At 27.6% G+C, this 25,122-nt stretch carries 19 protein-coding genes and 1 pseudogene; 6 read left to right on the forward strand and 14 right to left on the reverse strand.

The window, feature by feature from the left end; all coding sequences use genetic code 11:
• Nucleotides 1-1,316: pseudogene (locus MSCUN_RS00505) on the reverse strand (hypothetical protein); the annotation flags it as partial.
• A gap of 616 nt (nt 1,317-1,932) precedes the next feature.
• On the opposite strand from MSCUN_RS00505, the gene MSCUN_RS00510 reads away from it, so the two are divergent.
• Nucleotides 1,933-3,204: a DUF1616 domain-containing protein gene (locus MSCUN_RS00510; protein ID WP_095608636.1), complete on the forward strand. Its 1,272-nt coding sequence runs from the start codon at nt 1,933-1,935 to the stop codon at nt 3,202-3,204.
• 274 nt (nt 3,205-3,478) lie between these two features.
• On the opposite strand, the gene MSCUN_RS00515 is transcribed toward MSCUN_RS00510, so the two are convergent.
• From MSCUN_RS00515 to MSCUN_RS00550, 8 genes are all read right to left on the reverse strand, one after another.
• A complete protein-coding gene (locus tag MSCUN_RS00515; protein WP_095608637.1) occupies nt 3,479-4,798 on the reverse strand; it encodes a UDP-glucose dehydrogenase family protein in 1,320 nt (439 codons plus the stop codon).
• 113 nt (nt 4,799-4,911) lie between these two features.
• Entirely contained in the window at nt 4,912-6,438 is a 1,527-nt protein-coding gene (locus MSCUN_RS00520) for a hypothetical protein (protein ID WP_095608638.1), read from the reverse strand.
• A 146-nt stretch (nt 6,439-6,584) separates the two neighbouring features.
• Nucleotides 6,585-7,982 (reverse strand): undecaprenyl-phosphate glucose phosphotransferase, encoded by a 1,398-nt coding sequence (locus MSCUN_RS00525; protein WP_095608639.1) that lies wholly within the window; start codon nt 7,980-7,982, stop codon nt 6,585-6,587.
• A 187-nt stretch (nt 7,983-8,169) separates the two neighbouring features.
• Entirely contained in the window at nt 8,170-9,030 is an 861-nt protein-coding gene (locus tag MSCUN_RS00530; protein ID WP_095608640.1) for a glycosyltransferase family 2 protein, read from the reverse strand.
• Between the two features lie 26 nt (nt 9,031-9,056).
• Nucleotides 9,057-10,007 carry a glycosyltransferase family 2 protein gene (locus MSCUN_RS00535; RefSeq protein WP_095608641.1) on the reverse strand — a complete coding sequence of 317 codons (951 nt, stop codon included), beginning with the start codon at nt 10,005-10,007 and terminating at the stop codon, nt 9,057-9,059.
• Between the two features lie 230 nt (nt 10,008-10,237).
• On the reverse strand, nt 10,238-10,984 hold the full coding sequence (locus MSCUN_RS00540) for an ABC transporter ATP-binding protein (protein WP_095608642.1): 747 nt from the start codon (nt 10,982-10,984) through the stop codon (nt 10,238-10,240).
• An 81-nt stretch (nt 10,985-11,065) separates the two neighbouring features.
• Nucleotides 11,066-11,848 (reverse strand): ABC transporter permease, encoded by a 783-nt coding sequence (locus tag MSCUN_RS00545; protein WP_338041730.1) that lies wholly within the window; start codon nt 11,846-11,848, stop codon nt 11,066-11,068.
• Between the two features lie 206 nt (nt 11,849-12,054).
• The gene (locus MSCUN_RS00550) at nt 12,055-13,941 is read right to left on the reverse strand and encodes a glycosyltransferase family protein (RefSeq protein ID WP_095608643.1); all 1,887 of its coding nucleotides are present in this window, start codon (nt 13,939-13,941) and stop codon (nt 12,055-12,057) included.
• Nucleotides 13,942-14,180: 239 nt separating this feature from the next.
• On the opposite strand from MSCUN_RS00550, the gene MSCUN_RS00555 reads away from it, so the two are divergent.
• Nucleotides 14,181-14,894 carry a DUF4012 domain-containing protein gene (locus MSCUN_RS00555; protein ID WP_095608644.1) on the forward strand — a complete coding sequence of 238 codons (714 nt, stop codon included), beginning with the start codon at nt 14,181-14,183 and terminating at the stop codon, nt 14,892-14,894.
• A gap of 175 nt (nt 14,895-15,069) precedes the next feature.
• Here MSCUN_RS00555 and MSCUN_RS00560 read toward each other — a convergent pair whose 3' ends face one another.
• Nucleotides 15,070-16,347, reverse strand: a complete 1,278-nt coding sequence (locus tag MSCUN_RS00560; protein ID WP_095608645.1) for an amidohydrolase family protein — start codon at nt 16,345-16,347, stop codon at nt 15,070-15,072.
• Between the two features lie 202 nt (nt 16,348-16,549).
• On the opposite strand from MSCUN_RS00560, the gene MSCUN_RS00565 reads away from it, so the two are divergent.
• A complete protein-coding gene (locus tag MSCUN_RS00565; protein ID WP_095608646.1) occupies nt 16,550-18,049 on the forward strand; it encodes a 2-isopropylmalate synthase in 1,500 nt (499 codons plus the stop codon).
• A 157-nt stretch (nt 18,050-18,206) separates the two neighbouring features.
• Nucleotides 18,207-18,479 carry a DNA-binding protein Alba gene (albA, locus tag MSCUN_RS00570; RefSeq protein WP_095608647.1) on the forward strand — a complete coding sequence of 91 codons (273 nt, stop codon included), beginning with the start codon at nt 18,207-18,209 and terminating at the stop codon, nt 18,477-18,479.
• 435 nt (nt 18,480-18,914) lie between these two features.
• Here the strand turns inward: albA and MSCUN_RS00575 are convergent, their stop codons facing one another.
• The 4 genes from MSCUN_RS00575 to MSCUN_RS00590 are packed head-to-tail and all read right to left on the reverse strand — an operon-like array spanning nt 18,915 to nt 22,784.
• Nucleotides 18,915-20,153, reverse strand: coding sequence for a beta-alanine-activating enzyme beta-propeller domain-containing protein (locus tag MSCUN_RS00575; protein WP_095608648.1), 1,239 nt, complete (start codon nt 20,151-20,153; stop codon nt 18,915-18,917).
• A gap of 23 nt (nt 20,154-20,176) precedes the next feature.
• Nucleotides 20,177-21,301 (reverse strand): ABC transporter permease, encoded by a 1,125-nt coding sequence (locus MSCUN_RS00580; protein WP_095608649.1) that lies wholly within the window; start codon nt 21,299-21,301, stop codon nt 20,177-20,179.
• A complete protein-coding gene (locus tag MSCUN_RS00585) occupies nt 21,291-22,361 on the reverse strand; it encodes an ATP-binding cassette domain-containing protein (RefSeq protein WP_095608650.1) in 1,071 nt (356 codons plus the stop codon). The genes MSCUN_RS00580 and MSCUN_RS00585 overlap by 11 nt, the downstream gene beginning before the upstream one ends.
• A gap of 3 nt (nt 22,362-22,364) precedes the next feature.
• Nucleotides 22,365-22,784 carry a PadR family transcriptional regulator gene (locus MSCUN_RS00590; protein ID WP_095608651.1) on the reverse strand — a complete coding sequence of 140 codons (420 nt, stop codon included), beginning with the start codon at nt 22,782-22,784 and terminating at the stop codon, nt 22,365-22,367.
• A gap of 376 nt (nt 22,785-23,160) precedes the next feature.
• On the opposite strand from MSCUN_RS00590, the gene MSCUN_RS00595 reads away from it, so the two are divergent.
• Both MSCUN_RS00595 and MSCUN_RS00600 read left to right on the forward strand, forming a co-directional pair.
• Nucleotides 23,161-24,198, forward strand: a complete 1,038-nt coding sequence (locus MSCUN_RS00595; protein WP_095608652.1) for a DUF362 domain-containing protein — start codon at nt 23,161-23,163, stop codon at nt 24,196-24,198.
• Nucleotides 24,199-24,277: 79 nt separating this feature from the next.
• Complete coding sequence (locus tag MSCUN_RS00600; RefSeq protein ID WP_095608653.1) at nt 24,278-25,120, forward strand: AAA family ATPase; 843 nt, start codon at nt 24,278-24,280, stop codon at nt 25,118-25,120.
• The last annotated feature ends 2 nt before the right edge of the window (nt 25,121-25,122 follow it).

The raw sequence follows: 25,122 nt of genomic DNA on the forward strand, positions 1-25,122 counted from the left end.
TCTCCTGGTTTTGCTGTTATATCTTTTAATTCAATGTTTGTATAGTTATATACAACTTTAGCAACTTCTAAATCTTCCATGTAAAGTGATATATCATCATGTTTAGCAGGAAGTTTACTAATATCAATTACAGCTGTGTAGTTATTTTCAGGTGAAAGAACAATACCTGTTGTATTAATTAAATTATTAGATGAGGTAATTTTAAAAGATTTATTTAAGCCAAGAGAAATATTAGAAAGTGGATGTGCATAGTATTCTTCAAATTTATATAATTGAATTGTAACATTACTATCTTTTTGATTAACTATGTTAAAATTATATTTATCATTAACAGAAACAATAATATCTCTTGTTTTTGAAATACTTGAAGGAATATAACAATTATAACCTAAATAATATGGATCATAACTATAATAATAAATAGATCCTTTTGAGTTAAATACACATCTTTCTAATGAGATATTATTTCTTGAATTATCAACATATATAATTCCACGATTTGCTTCATTATTTATAAATTCACAATTTGTAATGTCTCCAATTACATTTTTTGTTGTACTTAAAGCTCCACCATAACCATAACTACCTATCATAGTGTTATTTTCAAATAATGAATAAGCTATTGTGAAATTATTTTCAAGTTTTATAGCACCACCATAACATCTAGTACTACTTTTACTTGGTATTACTGTATTGTTTATAAATTTAGAATTATTAATACTAGTAACAGCTTTGGAGTATATTGATCCTCCAGTATTGTTATTAAATCCATTAGCAAATGTTATGTTATTAAAGTTTACTTTTAATGTTGTTGTGTTAAGGTTAAAATGTCTTGTTATGTTTTGTCCGTTAAATATTGTTTTATCTGTGTTTTCCCCATTTATTGTTATTGATTTTATGTTTGATGTTGTATTGATTTGTAGTTCTTCTGTGAATTTGTATTCTCCGTTTTTTACATTTATTATGTAGTCTGTTGTGTTGTCGCCTTCATTTTTTATGTTGTTCCATGATTGTTTTAGTGTTTCATAGTCAGTAGCTGTTTGTGTTTTTTCTACTGCTTTTTTTGGTTGTTTTTCTGTTTTTATTTGTTTTTGTGTTTTATTCTTATTTAGTGGATTTTCTTCTTTTATTTTCTCAGAAGTAGTAGTTTTTATTTCTGATTTTTCTTTTATCATATCATGTTGAACATTCATTGTTGCATCATCTGATACTGTTGTGGTTGTCGTTGTATCATTTGTTGCACTTATGCTTCCGACAGATATGAATAATATGAGAAGTGTTAATCCTAAAAATAAGATTTTACTATTTTTATTCATAAAAAAATCATTTTTCCTCCCAATTTTGTTAAAAAAAAAACTATTAAGATTTATAATAGAATTATTTACTAAAATCTTAATTAAACTAAACATAAATTGAATAGTTAATTTAAAATTCTACTTTAAAATAATATATAAAACTAATAAACATTAAAAATCCTTAAAAACAAGTATAACAAATTATATAACATTAATTTACCCCCCCCCCCCCGTTTATGGAGGTCATATCTTAAATAATTAATTTTATGGAAAGTAAATAGTTATATATTATATATATTAGAATTTTTCTAAAAAAAAATATAAAAAATGAGGAAGGAGTAAGTTTTATAGATGATCTTATAGCTTGTATGTTCCATTTAATATTGCATCTTTTTAGTTATTTTGCCATTTGTAGTGCTCATTTTTCATCTGATTATCTGTAAGTTACTAGAATGATTTTTTTGTTTATCATCAACAGTTAGTGCTATTTTATTTCATACCCTATTTTTTCATACTTCTAAAGAAAAAAAATAGTTGTTAATATTATTGTGAAACTTTTATTTTTCTTATACTTAAGTTCTAAAATTTCTTTTCTCATTATTATAAGTAAACTTTAAAAATTAAAATAAAAATAAATATGTATTATATAAAAAACATATTCAAAGGGGAGGAGAGTAATATATCAAAACAACCATCAAAATATATGACCGTCATTTCATTAATAGCATTGTTACCTCTTATTATACTACTTATACTTAACAATATTCCACAATACATCATAATACCACTATTTACACTAGAATTTCTACTTATTGGAATTACAGCAACATGCCTAATATATCCACTACTAACATTTCGTCAAATTATCAGAAAAGCACTACTTATTATAGCATTTGGTATTATTTTCTCATTAATAAGTCTTATAACAACAATTTATCTACTTAAAACAAGAATAGTAAATATAGCACTTGTAATATCTACAATGACAATAGTACTCTCAGCACTAGCAGTATATAGACAAGATAGAGCAATAAGACAAGCACATGGAGAAACACTTGATATTATACAAAGAAGTATTTATACAATTATCATTCTAAGTATTATCTCAATAGTTGGAATATTCATACCACCATTTAACAAATTACCACTATGGGCAGGACTATGTTTACCATTTGTAGTATTCCTACCAGGATACTATGTGATAAACTCAATCATACCACAAATGGATGAATTAACATTCCTAGAACGTGCAGTATGTGCAATAATAATAAGTACAACACTCACATCAATAATTGGAATTATAATAATGCAAGTAGAAGGAACACTAAATACTATCCATTTAACACTTGCAATAATAATACTAACAATAATAATACTAATATACTATGTATCAAAAATTAAAAAAGTTGACGATGATAATAGATTCTACTACAAAAAAGCAAACACAGCACTAATAATAGTAACTATTATAGCATTATTTGGAGTAATAATAAGTGGAGTATATGTACAAGATCAAATAATAAACCAAGGAAACACTACATTTGAAGTAAATGGAATTAACAAAACTGCAGGTGATAATGGATATGTAAACTTCACATCAGATGAAGAAGTAAAAATAACATTAAACCTAACAAACCATCAATATGAAAACAAAAACTACACAGTACAAGTACAAATAATAAATGACACAACAAACCGGACATTTGCACAAGAAAATATAACAATAAAAGATGGAGAATCAAAGATAATTCCAGTAGATCTTACAATGAGTGCAGGTCAAAAGGATATACAATTCATATTATATGAAAATAACAAACCATACATCATACGACACTTATATGCAAATGTAACAGATAACTCAGTAGATGAAACATCAACCTATACAGATGAAACATATACAGAAGAATAAAAAAAAAAGGAGAGGATTAACCTATTTGAAAAAATAGTACTTTTTTTCTAAATAAATTCCTTTTCTATTTTTTTTTTATTTAAAAAAAAATCACCACCAGTATTTATAAAAAAAAATAGCACTACTTTTAATAAAAAAATTTTTAAATTAGAATATTATAGTCTAAAATTAAGTTCTTTTAATTAATTGTGATTATAAATAAATTTTCAATGTTAAAAAGAAAAAGAGAAGTGGAAATTTGGGAGATTAAATTGTAAATTTAATATTTTTTTTTTTATTTTCCTACAGCATGATACTCAAAACCATTTTTTTCAAGGAAGTTTGTATTATACTGATTTCGTCCATCAAATATAAGATTGTTATTTAATAATTCTTTCATGTAGTTGAAGTTTGGACTTCTAAATTCCTTCCATTCTGTTACTAGAACCATTGCATCAGCACCATCTAATGCTTCATACTTATTATCACAATAATTTATATCCATATCTTTAAGATAAAATTCACGTGCTGATGTCATAGCTTTAGGATCATATACATTTACTTTAGCACCTGCATTAAGTAGTTCTCTTATTATTATAATTGATGATGCTTCTCTCATATCATCAGTTTCAGGTTTAAATGCAAGTCCCCATATTGCAAATGTTTTTCCTGATAAATCATCACCTAGTATGTTTTTTATCTTATTTACCAGGTAGTATTTTTGTTCATTATTAACTGCTTCTACACTTTTAAGTAGTTTTGCATCATAGCCATGATCTGTTGCTGTTTTTATTAGTGCTGTAACATCTTTTGGGAAACAACTTCCACCATATCCACATCCAGGATATAAGAAGCTATGTCCTATTCTTGAATCACTACCCATTCCTTTTCGTACTTGATCTACATCAGCTCCTACTTCATCACAGATATTTGCTATTTCATTCATAAATGATATACGATTTGCAAGCATTGAATTTGATGCATACTTGGTCATCTCAGCACTATGTACATCCATTAGTATCATTCTTTCATGATTTTTTGTAAATGGTTCATATAAGTTTTTCATGTATTCTATTGTATCAGCATCATCTGTTCCAACAATTACACGTTCTGGTCTCATAAAGTCCATTACTGCTGTTCCTTCTTTTAAAAATTCTGGATTTGATACTACCACAACTTTATAGTCTTCTCCACGTTTTTTAAGTTCTTCATTGATTATTTTATCAACTTTATCAGCAGTTCCAACAGGTACTGTGGATTTATCCACAACTATCATATCATGTGTTATTGATTCACCAATTTCACATGCTACAGCTTCTACATATTGTAAGTCTGCACTTCCATCTTCACCCATTGGTGTTCCTACTGCAATAAAGCATATTTCTGAGTTATCTAGTGCTTCTTTGAGGTTTGTTGTAAAATGAAGATTTCCATTTTGATAGTTTGTTTTTACTAGTTCTTCAAGTCCTGGTTCATATATTGGTATTATTCCCTGTTTTAATGATTCTATTTTTTCATCAATCACATCTACACAGTATACTTCATTTCCCATTTCAGAGAAGCATGCTCCTGTTACAAGTCCAACGTATCCTGATCCAATTATTGTAATGTTCATTTTGTTTTTATTCCTCCCTCTTTTTCTTTTGATTTCATCTTTTTGTAAATAAAAGTTGGGTTTCAATTTTTTTTATATTATTATTATTTATATAAAAATACTTTAATTATTTTCTATGTTATTTTACATATGATAAATCTATCATTTTCGAAAACTTTCTCTGAGTATGGTAGTTGTATTTCATTGAAATTTTGATTGTTTATTTGTTGTGTGAAGTAGTATGTTGGATAGAAACTTCCATTTACAGCCACTACACTAAGATCATCATATTTTGTTGTATTGTTCATTATAAGTGATTTATCATAAAGAACATATCCTATTTTTTCTTTATCTATGAGTTTTTTTGATGTGTTTTCTGGGTTTGCTATAAATTTGTTGAATTTATAATGTATTGGCATTTCATCTGCACTTGATATTATGGTTGCAAAAAACATGTTGTTTGATAGTATTGAATCATCCTTGTTTTCTACATTTTTAAACCAGTCAATTACTTCTTGTTCACTTGATGTAGGTGGAGCAGTCTGATATGTTGAAACTTCTGTTGTTGAATATGAATGTGTAACAGAAGGATCTTCTAAATTACTAATTCCACTAAAACATGTTACAATTATAATAGCTAATATTAATATTACACTGTATACTTTATTTTTAGTATTGAGTTTTTGAATAATTTTAGAAATACCATATCCACCAATAATAACAGCTGGAATTAAAACATAAATCAACATCCGATAAGTATAAACTGGAATTCCAAACCAGTGAAGATTACTAATAATAAATGCAACTAAAGCCCATGCAGATACAAATAACATCTCCCGATACTTAAATGAATAATATAACCCAATAACACCAAATATTAAAGGGAAAATTCCAAGACATTTAATATAACGTTCAAGACCCATAGCCTTTTGTCCCATAAACAATGACATTGGCTCATTAAAAATTGTTAAAATACCAGATATAATATCAGATGTATGAGTAGGACTAATCATATACAATGCAAATATACTACAAACACCAATAAGAATCAACATCCCAAGCATATAAATATAGCTTTTAAGAGCATTTAAGTTCTTCTGAAGATATAATTGAACAACCATTAAAATTGTAATTAATATCATGAAATAAACAAATGTTGAAAAATGAAGTGCTATAATAAGCATACTTACAATTGCAGTTAAACATGCATATGATTCTTTATCATATAATGTTGCCTCATAAAACAGATATATTCCAATAATAAATAATACAATAGATACAGACTCTGGAATTGGAAGATACATTCTGGTAAAAATAAAACTTGAAATCAGAAGTAATCCTGCCATAAAAGCTGTTAATTCATCATAAAACTTATTTGCAATATACATTATAACCCCAGTAGTACATAGTGGAACTATAATCTGAAACAATTTTGCTGTATCAAAAAGATTTAAAAATGTAATCTTTGAAACAATTATTAAAAGTATATGAAAAAGTGGCACATAACCAATTGCCTTTCCATTAGGTGCATTAAGAAGTGGATCAATAGTTGTAATTCCATGATTCATATATGTTAATGCATAATTAATATGAATATAAACATCCCAGCTAAGAGGCCACTGATAGTTTACATATAATGATAAGGTTAAAACAAAGACCATAATAATTGGAATAAGCCATAAAACCTTCTTATTTATATGTATATTTTCAAATGAAATAATGCTAAATCATCCTCCTTTACATATTTTTTTTAGTATAATAAATTATTTTTTTTTAAAGTATTGAAATTCTATTAATCTTTTTTTTCCTAGTAAGCATTTTTATCAGTTAATAATAATCCTAGTGTTTTAATAAATATTTTAACATCTATCATAACAGACCAGTTTTCAACATAGTAGATATCATGTTGTATTCGTTTAACAATCGATGTATTTCCACGATATCCATGAATTTGAGCCCATCCTGTCATTCCTGGACGTACATGATGTTTTATCATGTATTTTGGTACTGATTCACGGAATTTATTTACAAGATATGGTCGTTCAGGTCTTGGACCAATAAGACTCATATCACCTTTTAGTATATTATAAAACTGTGGAAGTTCATCAATACTGAATTTTCTGATAATACGTCCAATTGGTGTGATACGTGGATCATCTTTACGAGTCCAGTGAATGTTTTCATGAGTAGTCTCCTCATCATTTACATACATACTACGGAATTTATACATCTCAAATACTTCACCATCACGTCCTACACGTTCTTGTTTATAAATTATAGGACCTGGAGATGTAAGTTTTATTCCTACAGCTACAAGTATTAAAATTGGTGATATTATAATTGATACCACAGTTACAAATACAATATCAAATATTCTTTTAATATAATTATTATATGATATATCAAGAGGAAGATATCGTACACTAATAAGTGGAATATTATCTATTAACTCAATACTTGGATGAGATGTAATATACCGGTAATAATCTGGTATTATATCAACTCGAACTCCCATCTTTTCACATATAAATGTAACTTCTCCAAATTTCTTATAATGATGTGGTGCAATACTTACAACTACACGATCAACAATATGAGATTCAAGAATATCCTCTAAATCATTAAGTTTTCCAAGTACTTTTATTTCTGAAACTGTTCCTTCTACATTATCATCTAGAAATCCTATTACTTTATATCCAAGATATGGATTTTTCTTTATAGTTTCAACAAAATGACGTCCATACTGACCTGCTCCTACAACAAGAATATATTTTATATTAAAGTTATGAGAACGCATATAACGTAAAATAAGACGTACTAATGCTCTTTCTATTGTTGCTAGAATACTGTTTATTATTAGAAATAGTATTAGAAAATCTGCTGAAATATCTATTATTCCAAAAGTGCTTAAAACTGATAAAAATAGATATTCTATAAAGTTTACTTCTAAAATCTTTGATGATTCTGAAAAAATACTTTTATTTGTTCGTTGAGGTCTGTAAAGTTTCAATTCATAATATAAAAATAAATAACTTGGTATTAAGTAAATAAAAAACTCTAATGGTATTTTATTTGATAAGTTAAATGAATGAAAACTAAGACTTGGTATTGAAAAAGAACATATAATGGAAACTGAAATTAGCAATACAACAACATCAAATACTATATTTAAAAGATTAAATAATTGCTGATTTTCACGAATCATAAATAAGTCCTCTTCTTTATTATAAAAAAATAACTATATTGAAAAAAATGTTTTAAAAAAGAAAAAAAAGATTTTATTATTAAATTTTTTCCAACTTTTTTTTATATGTTAATATATTTATATGTTTTTTATACTATAATAAATTTAAGCAAAGAAAAAGTAAAATGTTTTAATAAACTAGTTTTTTTTATCTTAGATAGCTTAAAAGCAGTTTAAGATAATATGAAGCATAAATTCCCATGTAGATGAAGTTATTTGTAATGAAGTTATATTCATCTTTGTAATGTTTATCATAAAATATCCTCATTGAATTATGAAACTCATATAACAAACGTCTATTTTTTCCACTTGCACCTTTAAAGTGTGTTATCGTGGTTTTTCCATAGTAAATTATTTTATATCCTTCTTGTTTTATTTTATAACATAAGTCAATATCCTCACCATACATGAAATAATCCTCATCAAGACCGCCTGTAGATTCATATACACATCTAGGCATTAACATATATGCACCAACAAGACAATCAACAGGATATATTTCATGTTCATCCATGTATGATAGATTATATTTGTTAAAACGAGGACTATTTGGAAATATCTTAGATAATCCTGTCATTTTATAAAATGATACAATTGGTGTTGGAAATGATCGTCTGCATGCTTTATCAAGTGATCCATCAGGTAGTCTTACATGAGGACCTACAGCTCCTACATCTTTGTGTGTTTTTAGGTAATTTAATGTTTCATTAATTGTACCTTTATCTACTATTACATCACTATTTAAAAGAAGAATATATTTTCCTTTAGAGTTTTTAAATGCAATATTATTAGCTTTTGCAAATCCATCATTTGCAGAATTATGAATAAATTTTATATTACTATAATCTTTAAAATCATAAATTAATTGTTCTAAACTTCCATCTTCTGAGTTGTTATCAACTATAATTACTTCATAGTCAATATTTTCAACTGTATCTATTACAGATTGTATAGTTTGATGTGTAAGTTCATATGTTTTATAATTTATGATTAAAATTGATAGATCCATCCTCTTTTTAACTCCTTATACTTTTTTTATGATAGATATCTGAATGTGTTTTTTATCATGTCTAATTCAACTTTAAAATAATTTTTAATACTCCTATCTTCGAGTTTTTCTAGTTTTCTACATGTTTTTATTCCCTTAAATACTCCATCTTTATAGTAGTTATGTAAGTTTTTATTGTAGAAAAATATGTATTTTATAATTATTCCAACTGCTATAAATAGACTGTTTATTATTATCATCCATGTTGGCATATTTTTATATATAAGATAAATATTGTTTCGTGCTGATATTTCTACTTTAAATGAGTTATATTGTGATCCTGTTGATGCACTTCCAATGTGATATACAATTGAATGTGCTGCATAATATATTTTATAGCCATATAGATGTGCTCTGAAACTTAAATCCATATCTTCAACATAGCTTCCAAAGTTTTCATCAAAAAATCCTATTTTATCAAATACATCACACCTATAAAGAGCTGCTCCTGCACATGCACTAAATACTTCACCATCCTGTGAGTATCTACTTTGTGGTTTGTTATATCCTCTTTTTTTACTCCATGATAGTATTGTATATTCATCACCTGCATCTTCTATTAGATCATGATTATTAAGTTGTAGCATCTTAGATGATATTGCAAATATCTCATCATCAGATTCCATTATTTTAAGTGGATCAACTAAAAAGTCTGGATCTACTGTTGTATCATTATTAAGTAGATACACATAATCTGTTTTTGCATTTTTTATTCCACGATTTACTGTATATGCAAAACCATGATTTATGTCATTAACAAGTAGTTTTATTTCAGGATAATGTTTTTTTAAGTATTCTACACTATTATCTTCTGATTTATCATCAACAATAATAAGTTCATATGGTATGGTAGTTGCCTTTTTTAGTGATTCTATAAGGTTTATGAGTAATTTTATATTATTATAGTTCGGTATTATTATAGTTATTTTAGCTGTCATGAGGAATTTATACCACCATTTTTTCTTTTAGGAAATAAAAAAAAGTAAATTATTCTTAGTATATGTTTGTTAATTATAAGATAAAAAATAATATTATAATATTTTCCTATTTTAAAAATAAGTATTCTATATAAAAAATATCTTAGGTAGTATAATACTAAAAAAAAGAATAAGAAAAAAAGATAATGTGTAAAAAAAGGGAGGATAAGAAGAGTTCTTTTTATCTAAATCTATTTTCGATGTACAAACTCTAAATATTGATCACAAATTTCGTTAACTTCTCCTGTATTTACAATATTTCCATGATCAAGCCATATTGCTTTATCACAAAGATCACGTACCTGTTCTACTGAGTGTGATACAAATAGTAGTGATGTGTCACCACGCATAATATTACGCATTCTTTCTTTTGATTTTTGTTGGAATGATGCATCTCCTACTGATAATACTTCATCAAGAATAAGTATATCAGGATCTACTGATGTTGCTATTGAAAATGCAAGACGTGATTTCATACCTGATGAATAATTCTTAACAGGCACATCTATAAATTCTCCAATTTCTGAAAATTCAACAATTTCATCAAACTTCTTATTCATGTATGATTTTGAATGTCCTAGTAAAGATCCATTAAGAAAGATATTTTCAGCACCAGTATAGTTTAAATCAAAACCTGCACCAAGTGCAAGAAGTGGTGCAAGACTACCTTTAACTTTAACAGAACCCTTTGTTGGCTTCATAACTTGTGCTATTATTTTAAGTAGTGTACTTTTACCAGCACCATTTAATCCTATGAATCCAATCTTTTCACCTTTCTTAACTTGGAAGGAAATATCTTTTAAAGCCCAGAATGACTGAAAACGTAATTCTTTTTTAATAGCTTTAATAATATATTCTTTTAAATTGTCTGTTTTTTCTTGGTTAAGATTAAACTCCATACCTACATGTTGTACATCAATTACTACCTCATCATCCATAATAAATAATCTCCCAAATTTACTATTTAATTAAATATAATTTCTTCTTTTATTCATTCTTTTTATTTTTCATTCATTCTTTTATACGTATAATACAAATCTATCTTGGTATTTGTAGAGTAATAATATACCAATAATAAGAAGTATAATAGCACTAATAAATCCAAATAGAAGAGTTGATAAGCTATACATTTGTCCATATAAGAAACAATCCCTTAAACATACAATAAGTTGGTATAATGGATTGTACTGTTGAATGAACTGGAATGATGCTGGCACAATATCTGCTGGATAAAATATAGGCATACCATACATTAATATCATCATAAATACATTGTATAAATATTCCATATCACGGAAGAACACATTTAATGTTCCCATAATCAGTCCTGCACCAACTGTCATAATAATAAGTGCAAGAATTGGTAAACTTGCAAATACAATATAAATTGTAAATTGCACATTTAAAATTGCCATTATTACAAATAAAACTACTAATGAAAGTAGATATGTAACAAAGTTTGACAATACCGCTGAGAGTACATATAAAAATTTAGGAACATAAATAGTTTTCCAAATACCCGATGAACCAACAAGGGATCTCATAGCAGTCTTTGAACCATTAGAAAATAGTTGGAAAGCAAGAAGTCCGGTAAGATAGTAAATAGGATAGTTAGGAATACGATGAAACAATGTTGAAAATACTATTGTTAAAACTATCATAGATAATAAAGGATCTAGAAAACTCCAAAAAATTCCAAGAACAGATCTTCGATATTTAATCTTAATATCACGTCTTATTAATTCACTTAATAAGGATCTATAATTCTTCAGATCGTGAATTATCTCTTTTACCATATTCATATTTTACAATTCCTCAATATATCTTAAAAATATTAAATTATTAAAAAAAAGAAAACTTTAATAATTTATTAATATAACATGATTACTATTTTTATTGTTAAAGTTTTATATATTTTATAAGAATAAAAAAATTTTTTTTATTAAATCCATGCTAAAAAAAGATATGAGAATATTAAAAAAAAATAAGGATTACTTAAGAGATTATTCTAAAGATAATAATCCTTAATAATTTTAAATAAACTCTCAGCACGTAAATGGTATGTATGATTTTCTAATACTATTTTTTGAAGTTTTTGAACTAATTTTTCACGTTTTTGAGGATTTTTCATATAATAATTTATTTGATCTGTCAGTTGTTCTTCATTATGATATTCTGGAAGTAGTCCATTAAAAAGTTCCATATTTCCAAGTGTTCCATTTGTTATTATGAGTTTTCCCATTACAATAGCATCAAATACACGACTATTAACAGATCCATATTTTACTGTTACATGATTTGCATCATCTATAACAATACTTGTTGAAGCATATACATCAGGCATTAAATCATATGATATAAAACCTTTATGATATTTCTTAAGTTTATCATTTAATTGCCAGTTTAAACCATACAGGTTAAATTTATAATCTAAATTATCAGGATTAAGACAGTTTATAATTTCACGTTCATAATTCCAGAAACTTCCTGTAAAACAATAATCACATACGTATTCATCTTTTGGTTTTATATTTTTATTAAACATATGTGGATCTGTTGCAAGAGGATAAAATATTGCATTACATCCTGTAGTTTGTTTGATATATTCATATGATTTCATACTACTTGTGAGTATGACATCATAATTTTTGAAATATGGCATTTGAGTCCATCTTTCAAACCAATTTCTAATCCATGCTATTTTAAGATAATTATTATCTGATTGTATTTTTGAAATATCATAACGATCAAGAAGAGATATTATAACATCAACATCCTCACTTACAAAATACCAGTTATTCTGATTATCTGATGGATTTTGTGAAAGATATATTATATTCCATCCAAATTCTTCTAATGAATCTGCAAGAGTTTTTGCTGTGAAAAAATCACCTGCTGTTGTGTTTTTATCACTTTGTGTTACAACAAATGCAATTGTAAGTGGTGTTTTTGAAAATATTTTATCAGCATATATCTTATCATGATAAAACCATTTGTGAAGTTCATTTTTCCATAAATTATTAAAATATGAGTTATCTTGTATTTTGTTTGTTGTATTTTTTATGAATATTTTTATAAATTCAATATTATAGCATGTGAAGTTTTCTTTAAATAATCGTAATGCAAGATCAACAGTAGCAATTTCTAGATTATCATATTTTTCATTAAATAAAAACTTAGATAAGATATCTTTACGAGCTATGAAGCATTTACTTGATGGAGCTATTATTTGAGTAGTAGTCTGGTTTTTGAAGTTTATATCTTTTCTATTATTTGTGTAAACTGGTGTTATTGTATTATCTATTTTTTTAAAGCTTATTCCATTTGAATGAATTTGATAAGTTTCATCATCTATTATACATACACTACTTAGTGCTGTTTTTTCACGTGTTGATATGTTATTTATAAGATTTTCAAGGAAGTACTGATCAAATCTAGTATTACTATCTAAAAATAATATGTATTCACCACAAGCACTACATATTGCCTCATTTAGCATGTTAATAAGTGTATCATCAGTATATTCTACTATTGTATAGTCTGATTCATAGTCAAGATCATTATTTGTTGTATTTAATATTATAAGTTCTATATTCTGATATGTTTGACTTTGAATATGCATTAGTAGATTTTCAATGTTATCTGTTGTATTTATTATTATTGAAATTAGAGGATTTAGTTTCTGGTATGTTGATTCATGGATCTGTTGTGATTGTTGTTGTATTTGTTTTCGTATTTGTTTTTTTGATTTTTCAGATAACTTAGTTTTTTCTGATGTTTGTTTATTTTTTTGTCGTATTTCTTGTTGTATATCTTTATAGTCTTCCAGGGAGTTTTTAAGTATTCGTATTTTGTTAATGTTTTTATTATTTTTTATTTTTTCAGTTATTTTCATAATATTATAAACTCCCTGATTTTTTGATGCTCTGTTAAAAATAGTATAAGTTTATCTTTAAATGTATGTTTATTTTTTTTATCTAATATTATGTTCTTTATTTTTTCTTATTGTATAAAAAATAATTTATTAGCTTACATATTATTTACAAAAAAAGTATTATTTTATTTATAAGTTAAAATATAATCATTACTATATTATAATTAATAAAAAAAAATTTTAAATTGAGGATTAAATAAATGGTTTCAAAAAAGAAAATAGCAGTTCTTGTACTTATTGCAATAATTGTTGTTATTGGAGTTTATTTTCTTCTAACCTACCAGCAAAGTAAAGAATCCTTCTCTGGTGAACATAATATTTTAGTATTATGTACAGATCCATCAGAAAACAGACCAGGAGTTGGTGCTGTGGATATGGCATTTGTTGTTAATGTTAATGATGGTCAAATTGGAAATGTAACACCTGTATATCCAGGTGGTCTTGCTCATCCATCTTTAACGCCAACAGCAGATATGCAAGCTGAAGGTTTACATGAGTGGTATTTACATGACTCTTTATGGAGTGATGATCTTGAAAATGGTACTAAGATAGCTCAGGAAATTGTAGAATATCATACAAATATGTCTACTGACATGGTTGTTGTTGTTACACCAACAGCAATTGATGCAATGCTTAATGCAGTAGGTCCTGTTACATCAAATGGACAGGAAGTATCAAATGTTAGTTCTATAGATTTCTTACGTGAGGATCAATCAAATCATGGTGCTACACGTGGAGATGCTATTGAAAATCTTGCTCAAGGTATTATAGATGCTGCTAATAAGAATGATAAAAAATCAGAATTAATAAAAGTAGGAATTGAACAATATACTCAAGGAAATATTAAAGCTGTACCTAGTGATAAGGTTGCACAATTTATCTCCTATGAAGGTATGAACAGTCTTATAAACTAAGTATTATAAGATTTTTAGTTCTTACTTTAAACTTTTTTTAAATATTAAATTTTTAGACAAACTTTTTCTACAAAAATAAATTTTTACTTCTAATAAATTTTCTTAAAAAAACAACTTATTATTATAAAAAAAGAAAAAATATGAAAAAAAGGGGGGAGTAAAAGGGTATAATAATTTATAATTGTAATGCTGCACTTCGTGCTTCATCAATAATTTCTTGTTCATTTAGTGTTGTAAGCTGTTTATCTTTAAGTAGTATTTTTCCATCACATATTAGAGTATTAACATCACTACCAAGTGCTGCATATACAATGTTGCTTAAAGGATCAATTAGAGGAACCATATGTGCAACATTTGTATCAACAAGTACAATATCAGCAAGTTTACCTTCTTTAAGTTCACCTGTATTTACACCAAGTGCTTTTGCTCCATTTACTGTTGCCATATTAAATGTTTGACGTGTTTTAAGAACTTCAGGATTTAGTGTATTTACTTTCTGCATTAATGCTGTTAGTTTCATTTCACTAAACATGTCAAGATTATTATTTGATGATACACCATCTGTTCCTATTGTAGTATTAACACCATTTTCAAGATAATCTGCTACTGGTGCTATTCCTGATGCTAGTTTCATGTTACTTGATGGATTATGTGATACTGTTACACCACGTTCTGATAAAAGTTTTATTTCATCAGGTGTTGTCCATACACCATGTGCTGCAATTGTATCTTCACTTAATGCTCCTAGTGTATCAAGATATTTAAATGGTGTCATACCATGTTCATTTTTAATAAGATCTACTTCATCTTGTGTTTCTGATACATGAATATGAAGTTTAAGATTATTATCAGATGCGAGTTTTACTGATTCTTGAATTAATTCTGCTGAACATGTATTTGGTGCATGTGGTGTTATTGCAACTTTTATACGTCCATCTGCTGTGTTATGTGATGATTTTATGAGTTCTTTTGCATTTTTAAGTTCTTGTTTTCTTTTTTCATCATCAAATAAATCAATCATTCCATATCCTAGTGTTGCACGTATTCCAGCTTCTTCTACTGCTTTTGCTGTTTGTTGCATATAAAAATACATATCATTAAACATTGTAGTTCCAGTTTTAATCATTTCAACCATAGCAAGACGTGAACCTGCATATACAAGTTCATCTGTAAGATTAGCTTCACGTGGCCAGATATAATCATTAAGCCATGTTTGAAGTGCTTGATCATCACCTACACCACGAAGAAGTGTCATTGCAACGTGTGTGTGAGTATTAACAAGACCTGGCATTGCAATTTTATCATGTGCATCAATTACAACTTCAGCATCATTATCATTTAATTTACTACTAATTTCCTCAATTTTATTATCAACAACTAGTATTGAATTTCTATGTACCTCATCTGCTATTATTATTGGATCTTTTATAAGAATAGATGTTGTTTGTGTCATAATATCTTTAAATCTCCACCATTATATTTCTAAAATTATATTTTTTTTAATAATTTTAATTTTATTTTTTAAAATATAATAACATTTTTTAATAACTTTTTATTAAATTATCAAACTCCCCTCCTTTTTATCTTAATAAGTATTAAATACAGTTACAACAAATATATACTAACATATATATTATAAAGGAGTGAATTAAAACATGAATTACAACCCACCATCAGATGTTATAATTTACGACACCACTCTTAGAGATGGGGAACAAACACCTGGTGTTACGATAACAACTGATGAAAAAATTACAATTGCAGAAAAATTAGATAAACTTGGAGTAGATGTTATCGAATTGGGTTTCCCAGCAGCATCTCCTGGAGAACAGGAAACATTTAAGGAAGTAGCACAACTAGGCTTTACATCCCAAATCAGTGGACTTGCACGAGCATTAAAACCTGATATTGACAAAGCTATAGATGCTGATGCTGACTATATACACACATTCATTGGAACATCACCCCTACACCGGGACTTTAAACTTAAAAAATCCAAAGAAGAAATTATGGATTTAGCAGTAAATGCTGTTGAATATATTAAAGATCATGGAATAACAGCAGAATTCTCATGTGAAGATGCAACACGAACAGAACTTGACTACCTACTTGATATGTATAAGGCAGTAGAAGATGCTGGAGTTGATAAAATCAATGTACCAGATACTGTAGGTGTAACAATACCAATACGTATGAATGAATTAATTGGTAAAATATATGAAAATGTAGGAGTACCTATAAGTGTACATTGTCATAATGACTTTGGACTTGCTGTTGCAAACACATTAGCTGCAATAGAAGCAGGAGCTAAACAAGCACAATGTACCATTAATGGACTTGGTGAACGTGCAGGAAATGCATCACTTGAAGAAATTGTAATGGCACTTAATAAATCATATAATATACACACAAACATAAATCATAAACTTCTTGTAAATACATCAGAAACAGTATCAAGAATAACAGGTGTGAAAATGCCACCAAACAAAGCAATTGTTGGAGAAAATGCATTTGCACATGAAGCTGGAATACATGTACAAGGAATTCTTGAAAATAGTGAAACATATGAAGCATTACAACCTGAAGAAGTAGGACATAAAAGAAGAATTGTTCTAGGAAAACTAACAGGTGCAAATGCTGTACATGCAAAGCTTGATGAATATAATATAAACTTATCTGATGAACAATTTGATCAACTACTTGCAAAAATTAAATCTCTTGGTGATGCAGGAAAAGTAATTACAGACATTGATTTTAGATCAATAGCAGAAGCAATACAAGGAAAACCAACAGAAGAAAGAATAAAACTACTTGGTATAAGTGTAATGACAGGAGATAATACTCTTCCTACTGCAACTGTAAAATTAGATCTTGATGGAACAGTTAAATACCGAGCAGAAACAGGAGTTGGACCAGTTGATGCAGCATTAAAAGCAATACAATCACTAGTAGGTGAAATTGTAAATATTACACTTGAAGAATATCATATTGAAGCAATAACTGGTGGAACAAATGCATTAGGAGAAGTATTTGTAATAGTAGTCGATGAAGATGGAAATAAAGCAACAGGACGTGCAACACATGAAGATATTGTACGTGCAAGTATAGATGCTATCATATCATCAATAAACAAACTTCTAATGCTAAGAAAATAACTCTATAAAAAAAGAGTAATTAATTAGTAAATTATATAAAAAAAATCCTTAAGTATATATAGATAATATTAAATACATTAAAAAATATAACTTAAATTAGAACTATAAGGAAATAAAATTTAATATATTGTAGTTTACATTTACGGAGGAAAATGAAATGGCAGAAGAAAATATCGTATACATTGGAAATAAACCAGTAATGAACTATGTATTAGCTGTAGTAACACAAATGAACAGCGGAGTAACAGAAGTAATATTAAAAGCAAGAGGAAGAGCTATAAGCAGAGCAGTAGATGTAGCTGAAATCGTAAGAAACAGATTCATCTCAGATGTAGATGTTGAAAGTATTAACATAAGCACTGAAGAAATCGTTGGAAATGAAGGAACCTCCTCTAACGTATCCGCTATTGAAATAAAATTAAGCAAATAGATTTAAAACTATAATAAATATTTTTTTTTAGAAATAGAAGAAAAGAGTCTAAACACTAGACAAAATTATAAGATTTTTTTTGGAGAAAAATAATTTTTTAAACTTTTCTTTTATTTTTATTTCAAAATTTTTTAAATAAAAAAATGAACATACATTCCTTATATAATTTGAATTATATAATATACTTAAAAATAAATTAATCCCACACACTATATTTTAACCACCCATATAAACCAGATTAATAAATAATCTCTTTTTTTAAATAATATAATATAAAAATTACCTAATTTTAGAAGTAAAATAATTAATTTCCATACTTAATTTAAAGTAGCTAATTTTAAAATAATAAAAAAGTATTAGTATTTTCTAAAAAATAAAAAAAAAGAGGTAGATAAAAAAAATATTTTCTACCTAAAAAATAACATTAATTAGTTCTTATTTTTTCTGTTTTTTACGACTTTGTATCTTTTTATATATTGCAACTAGTGCAACTATTACTACAATTATTGCAACTAAATATGTTGTATAGATACTCATAGGTGCAATTTGCTCATCAGTATTAAGTGAATATACATTACCATCACTAGATGTCATAAATAATGATCCACCACTTGTCACAGCTGATGATACAGTTCCTGATATATTAGGAATATAACCAGGATTATAACTCCATACTCCATTTCCTGTGAATTTATTATATATATTCATACTTCCTGAATCTGTTCCTACAGCAATATTGTTACCAAATATTGATGGTGTTGAATTTATAGCTGAACCTACTGATATATTCCATTTTTTAAGACCATCACGTAAATCAAGTGCATAAAGATCTCCTTTTTCAGTTCCAACATACACTGTGGATTGTCTAATATCAGCTGATACAGATCCTGTTACTGATGATTCTGCATTATGTTCCCATACTTCTATACCATCATTTGCATTTAATGCATATACTTGGTTATCTTCAGATCCTATGAATACTTTTCCATCACATACTGCAGGTGATGATTTTACATTATCTCCTGTTGCAAATGACCATTTTACTGATCCATCATTAATATTTAATGCATATACTTTATCATCATCAGATCCTATGTAAAGAGTATCACCATCTATGGTAGGTGATGATTGAACTGCATCATCTGTTTTAAATTTCCATATTACAGATCCATCATTCTGATTTAATGCATATACATATCCATCATCTGATCCGAAGAATATTTTACCATCAGCTACTGCTGGTGTTGTTTGTATTGAATCATCAGATTTAAATTTCCAGTTTAATGTACCAGTTTCTGCATTATTTGAGTAAAGATATCCATCATCACATCCTGTGAATACAGTATTTCCTGATATTGATGGTGTTGATTTTATTGCTCCATCCATATCATATGTCCATGTTTCATTTCCATCTTGTGCATCTAGTGCATATAGTTTTCCACTATCTGATCCCACATATAGTATATTACCTGATAATGCTGGTGGTGCTATTATTGATCCATCTAATTTAGTTGTCCATTCCTGAGTTGAGTATGATGTATCTTGTGATATGTATCCTGTATGTCTTGGGTTATCCTGAAACATTGGCCAATCAGTTGCTGTTGTTGATGTAAGTGTTGCTAACATCATACATGTGATAAGTAGTATTACTCCTATCTTTTTATTTAATTTCATAACTTAAACCTCTTTAAAAATTTTTATATGTCCCGATCAAATCTGGATACTCCTATTATGAAGAATATTAATCCAAATACTATTAATATTAATAGATCTATTCCAATATCTCCTAATCCTCCACCTTGAAGCATTACTGATCTAAATGCATTGTTAGAATATGTTAATGGTAGGATATATGATAGTTTTTGTAGGAATAATGGCATTGTTTCAACAGGGAAAAATACTCCACTTACAAACATCATTGGCATTGCTACAGGCATTATCATATGCATATAGTCTTCTTGTGTTTTTGCTGTTGCTGAAAACATCATTCCAAATCCTACAAAACAGAATAATGATATAAGTATCACAAGGAATAATAGAAGATAGCTTCCATTTATTGTAACATTAAATATCAGTACTGCAGATACAATTAGTACAAATGCACTAATTAGTTGTTGTATTATTTGTGATGCTATTTTTCCTGCAATTACTGTTGATACACTTGTTGGTGTCATGAAAAGTCGTGCTAATTCTCCACGTTCACGTTCACCTGCTATGGTATTTCCCATTGTCATCATTGATGACATATACATTGTCATTGCAAGAACACCAGGTAAAAGGTAATCCATGTAGTCAATATCACCAAATATTTTATTTACTTGTAAGTTAATTGCATTTGCTGCTTGTTGTACTATTCCAGGATTTGTATTAGCATTTACTTGTTGTGTTGCTATGTTTTCTGATATTGATGCAAATATTTGCTGTGTTATTGGTACTAGTGTTTGTGTCGTCATTTGTTGTGACGAATCAATGTATAATACCGCGTTTCGAGTCGTGTTTTCTTCATAGTTGGCAGGCAGTATTATGGCCGCCTTATATTTTCCATTATCAACATCTTCTTTGGCTTCATCAGGATCTGATACTATATCTTTTACATCATATGTTTGATCTGATTTTATTGCATTTATTGTTAGATCTGTTATATCCCCACTTGATTGTTTTACAATTACAACAGGTGTATTTTCAACTGATCCACCCATTCCCCATCCACAAAGTGCTACCATGATTATTGGGAAAAATAATATAGAGACGAATTGAACTTTATGTCTCCACATGTAGAGAAGATCTTTTTTTATCATCCATTTTACTTTATTAGCTTCCATCTTTAAGTTCTCCTCGTTTTTTTGCTGTTATAGCTACAAATACATCCTCAAGTGTAGGATCATTTGTTTTTACTGATGCTATGTTTCCACCATTTGATAGAATTGTTGTTATTACATAATTTACTGATGTTTTTGATCGTTTAAGATCTATGTTTAATCGTCCATTTCCAATATCTTCAACTAGTTTTACAACGTCTAGATTTTCTAGTGCTTCTATCATTTCTGGTGTTTTGTTTGATACCATTACTGTGATTTTTTCATCTTCATCTGTTAGTGATGAGCGTAATTGTGCTATTTCTTCCTGGTTTTCTGGATTGTTTTCTAATTCTAGTGTTGTGATCATTTCACGAATGTGTTTGTTATTTTCTTCTCGATTTTTTAGTAGTTGATCTTTTAGTCCTTGTGGTGTATTGTGTGCTACTACTTGACCTGCATCTATAATGTTTATTGTATCACAGATTTTATCTACTTCGTACATGTCATGTGAACATAAAATGATTGAGTTTCCATCTTCATTAAGTTCTACCATTAAATCCCATAGGACACGTTTGGTTGTAGGATCAAGTCCTACTGTTGGTTCATCTAGAAATAGTATTTCAGGATTATGTACAAGACTTGCTACAACTGATGTTTTTTGTTGCATTCCACCTGATAGGTTTTTTACATATTTATTTTGTGCATATTTTATATCAACTAAATCTAGTAGATCATCTATTTTTTGATCTTTTATTTTTGGATCTACATTATAGAAGTCTGCACATAGTTCTACGTTTTCACGTACTGTTAGATCTGAATATAGACTTACCTTTTGTGGTACCATTCCTATTTTAAGTCTTACATCATCAGGTTGTGTTGTTATGTCATATCCTGCTACTTTTGCACTTCCAGATGTTTTTGGTATTAGGCATGTTAGCATTTTTATTGAGGTTGTTTTTCCTGCACCATTTGGTCCTAGGATTCCTCCAATTGTTCCTTTTTCAATGTATAAATTTAAGTTGTTTACTGCTTTAAATCCATCATAATCTTTTACTAGATCATGTGTTTCTATTGCATATTGCATCTTTCATTCACCCCCGAATTTTTTTATTTTATCATTGTCATCTATGAACATGTCTTTGATGAATAATAATGTTAAATCCGGTACTTCTTTGTTGCGTATGAATTTTTTTAGGGAGTTTAAGAAATCTTTTCCTTTTTGTGTTATTTCATATGCTTTTATTTCTTTTTTACCGTTAAGTTCTTTTTCACTTTTTATTAGTCCTTCATCTTCAAGGTTGTGTAGTATTGGATAAATTGTACTTCCATGTACTTTTTTTCCATCATGTATATCCTTGAATTGTTCGTTTATTTCTGCAATTATTGCATAGCCATGTGTTTTTCCTTGTCCTATTAGCCATAGTATGAAGATTTTTCGAACACCACTCATTAGTGAATAGAGAAACTTTTTGCTCATGAATGAGAGATCTTCTTGTTTTTCATCCACAATTTTTGCCTCTAAAATTTTTTTTATTATATGTTTTTTTTATCATAAAAAAAAGAAGAGAATTGTTTTATTTTTTTTTTATCATAATAAAGAAAAAAAATGTTTTTTTTTTCAATGTTTTATTTTTTTAAGTACAAAATAATATATGTATAAAATATTATATATAATTTAAAATTTATATAATAAAAAAGTTATATCACATCTTAGTTTAAAAAATGTATTTAATTATCTTTTTTTTTATAATGAATACTAATATTAGAAAGATAAAATATCTTTTTTTTATAATGAATACTAATATTAGAAAGATAAAATAAACCTATTAAAAGAAAAAAATCAAATAAGATAAACACATAAAAAAATAGGGGATAAAAATAAGATGACATCAAAAGTATACATCACAAAGACTGATAAAATAACACCAGTAAAAATCAAAGAAATACTAAAAAAATCACAATTCATAAAACAATTAAAACCAGATGAAAAAATAGCAATAAAAACCAACCTACTTGATGTAGAAAATAAAGGATTCGTATCACCAAAATATATGGATAAAATCACAGAATTAATAGAATCAAAAAATGCAAAAGCTGAACTAATTGATACAAATCATATCTACCACGTTGAAAATGACACACAATATCACTACTCAAATAATATAAAACAAAAAATAATAGATGATTCTAAAAATACAGATATTAAAATAGATTCAAAACTACTAAAAAAAGTAATTAAATCAACAGAAATAGATGAATATGATAAACTAATTATCCTAACAAAATTTAAACCACACTACCTAATAGGACTAGAAGGTGCAATAAAAACAACTGGTGTAGATTTAAATGTGAAATCAGGAAAAATAGAATTATACAAACAAGCAGCACCATTCATATCAAAAATAGGATGTCTTGCATGTAAACTATGTGCACAAGAATGTCCAACAAAAACCATAACAATAAACTCAATAGCAGAAATAGACTATTCAGGATGCATTGCATGTAACTATTGTATACGAGTATGTCCAACAGATGCAATAAAACCAAACAGAATAAAAACAGATCTCCTAAATCAGGCAATAGCAGAATATATGAAAACAATAACACAAAATAAAGACATAATATACATAAACATACTAAATGATATAAGAGCAGATTATGAACATACACAAATTGGAGATCATAAAATAGTAGATGATATTGGAATACTAATGAGTCAAGATCCAGTAGCATTAGATCAAGCAAGCTATGATATAATAAACCAGAAACCTGGAAATAAAAGTCCTGAACTTAAAACCAACTACCTTCCAGGTGAAGATAAAATAGCAGGACTATGGAGAACAATAGATGCACAACAACAACTAAACATAGCAGAAGAAGAAAAGCTAGGAACTACACAATATGAACTAATACACATATAATAAATTAGCTAAAATTAAATAAATTAACAAAAACATAATAAACAAATAACTATTAAAATTCACACAAAGAGATAAGACAATGAAACAAATAGATGAAATAAATGAAAAACTAGCTCAAAATAATTATATATCAAATGATCATATAAATACCACATTATTTCTAGCAGGAAAACTAAAAAAACCAATCCTAGTTGAAGGACCACCGGGAACAGGAAAAACAGAACTTGCTAAAAAAATAGCAGAAAGTTTTGATCGTGATTTTTTCCGTATACAATGCTATGAAGGAATAACATATGAACAAGTAGTAGGAGAATGGAATTACCAAAAACAACTCTTAAATCTTGAAGCAGCACGAGATAAAGATGAAGATATGACCATATTTTCTGATGAATTTTTCATACAAAGACCACTACTAACAGCATTTAGCAATGATAAACCATCAGTTTTACTAATTGATGAAATAGATAAAGCAGATGAAGAACTAGAAAGCTTTCTTCTACAAGCACTAGGAGAAGGTGAAATTACAGTAAATGATCTGGATACATTTGAACTTAAAAATGATCTTATTGTAGTATTAACTTCAAATGCACAAAGAAATCTACTTGATGAGACAAAAGATCGGTGTCTTTACTTATATATTGACTATCCTGAGTTTGAACGTGAAGTAAGTATTGTAAAAAGAAGAGTGCCTGATGCTAGAGACGATATGGTAGATAATATAGTTGATAAAACACATAAAATACGAAAATTAGATCTTGCTAAAAAACCATCAATACGTGCAACAGTTGACTGGGTAGAATCATTAATTGCACTAGGAGAAGTACAACCAACACGTGAAGCATTAGAAAATACACTTAATGTAGTAGCTAAAAATCAGGAAGATCGAGAAAAAATAATAGAAGAAATACTAAATAAAATATGAAA

Source organism: Methanosphaera cuniculi (genome assembly GCF_003149675.1).
GTDB lineage: Archaea > Methanobacteriota > Methanobacteria > Methanobacteriales > Methanobacteriaceae > Methanosphaera > Methanosphaera cuniculi.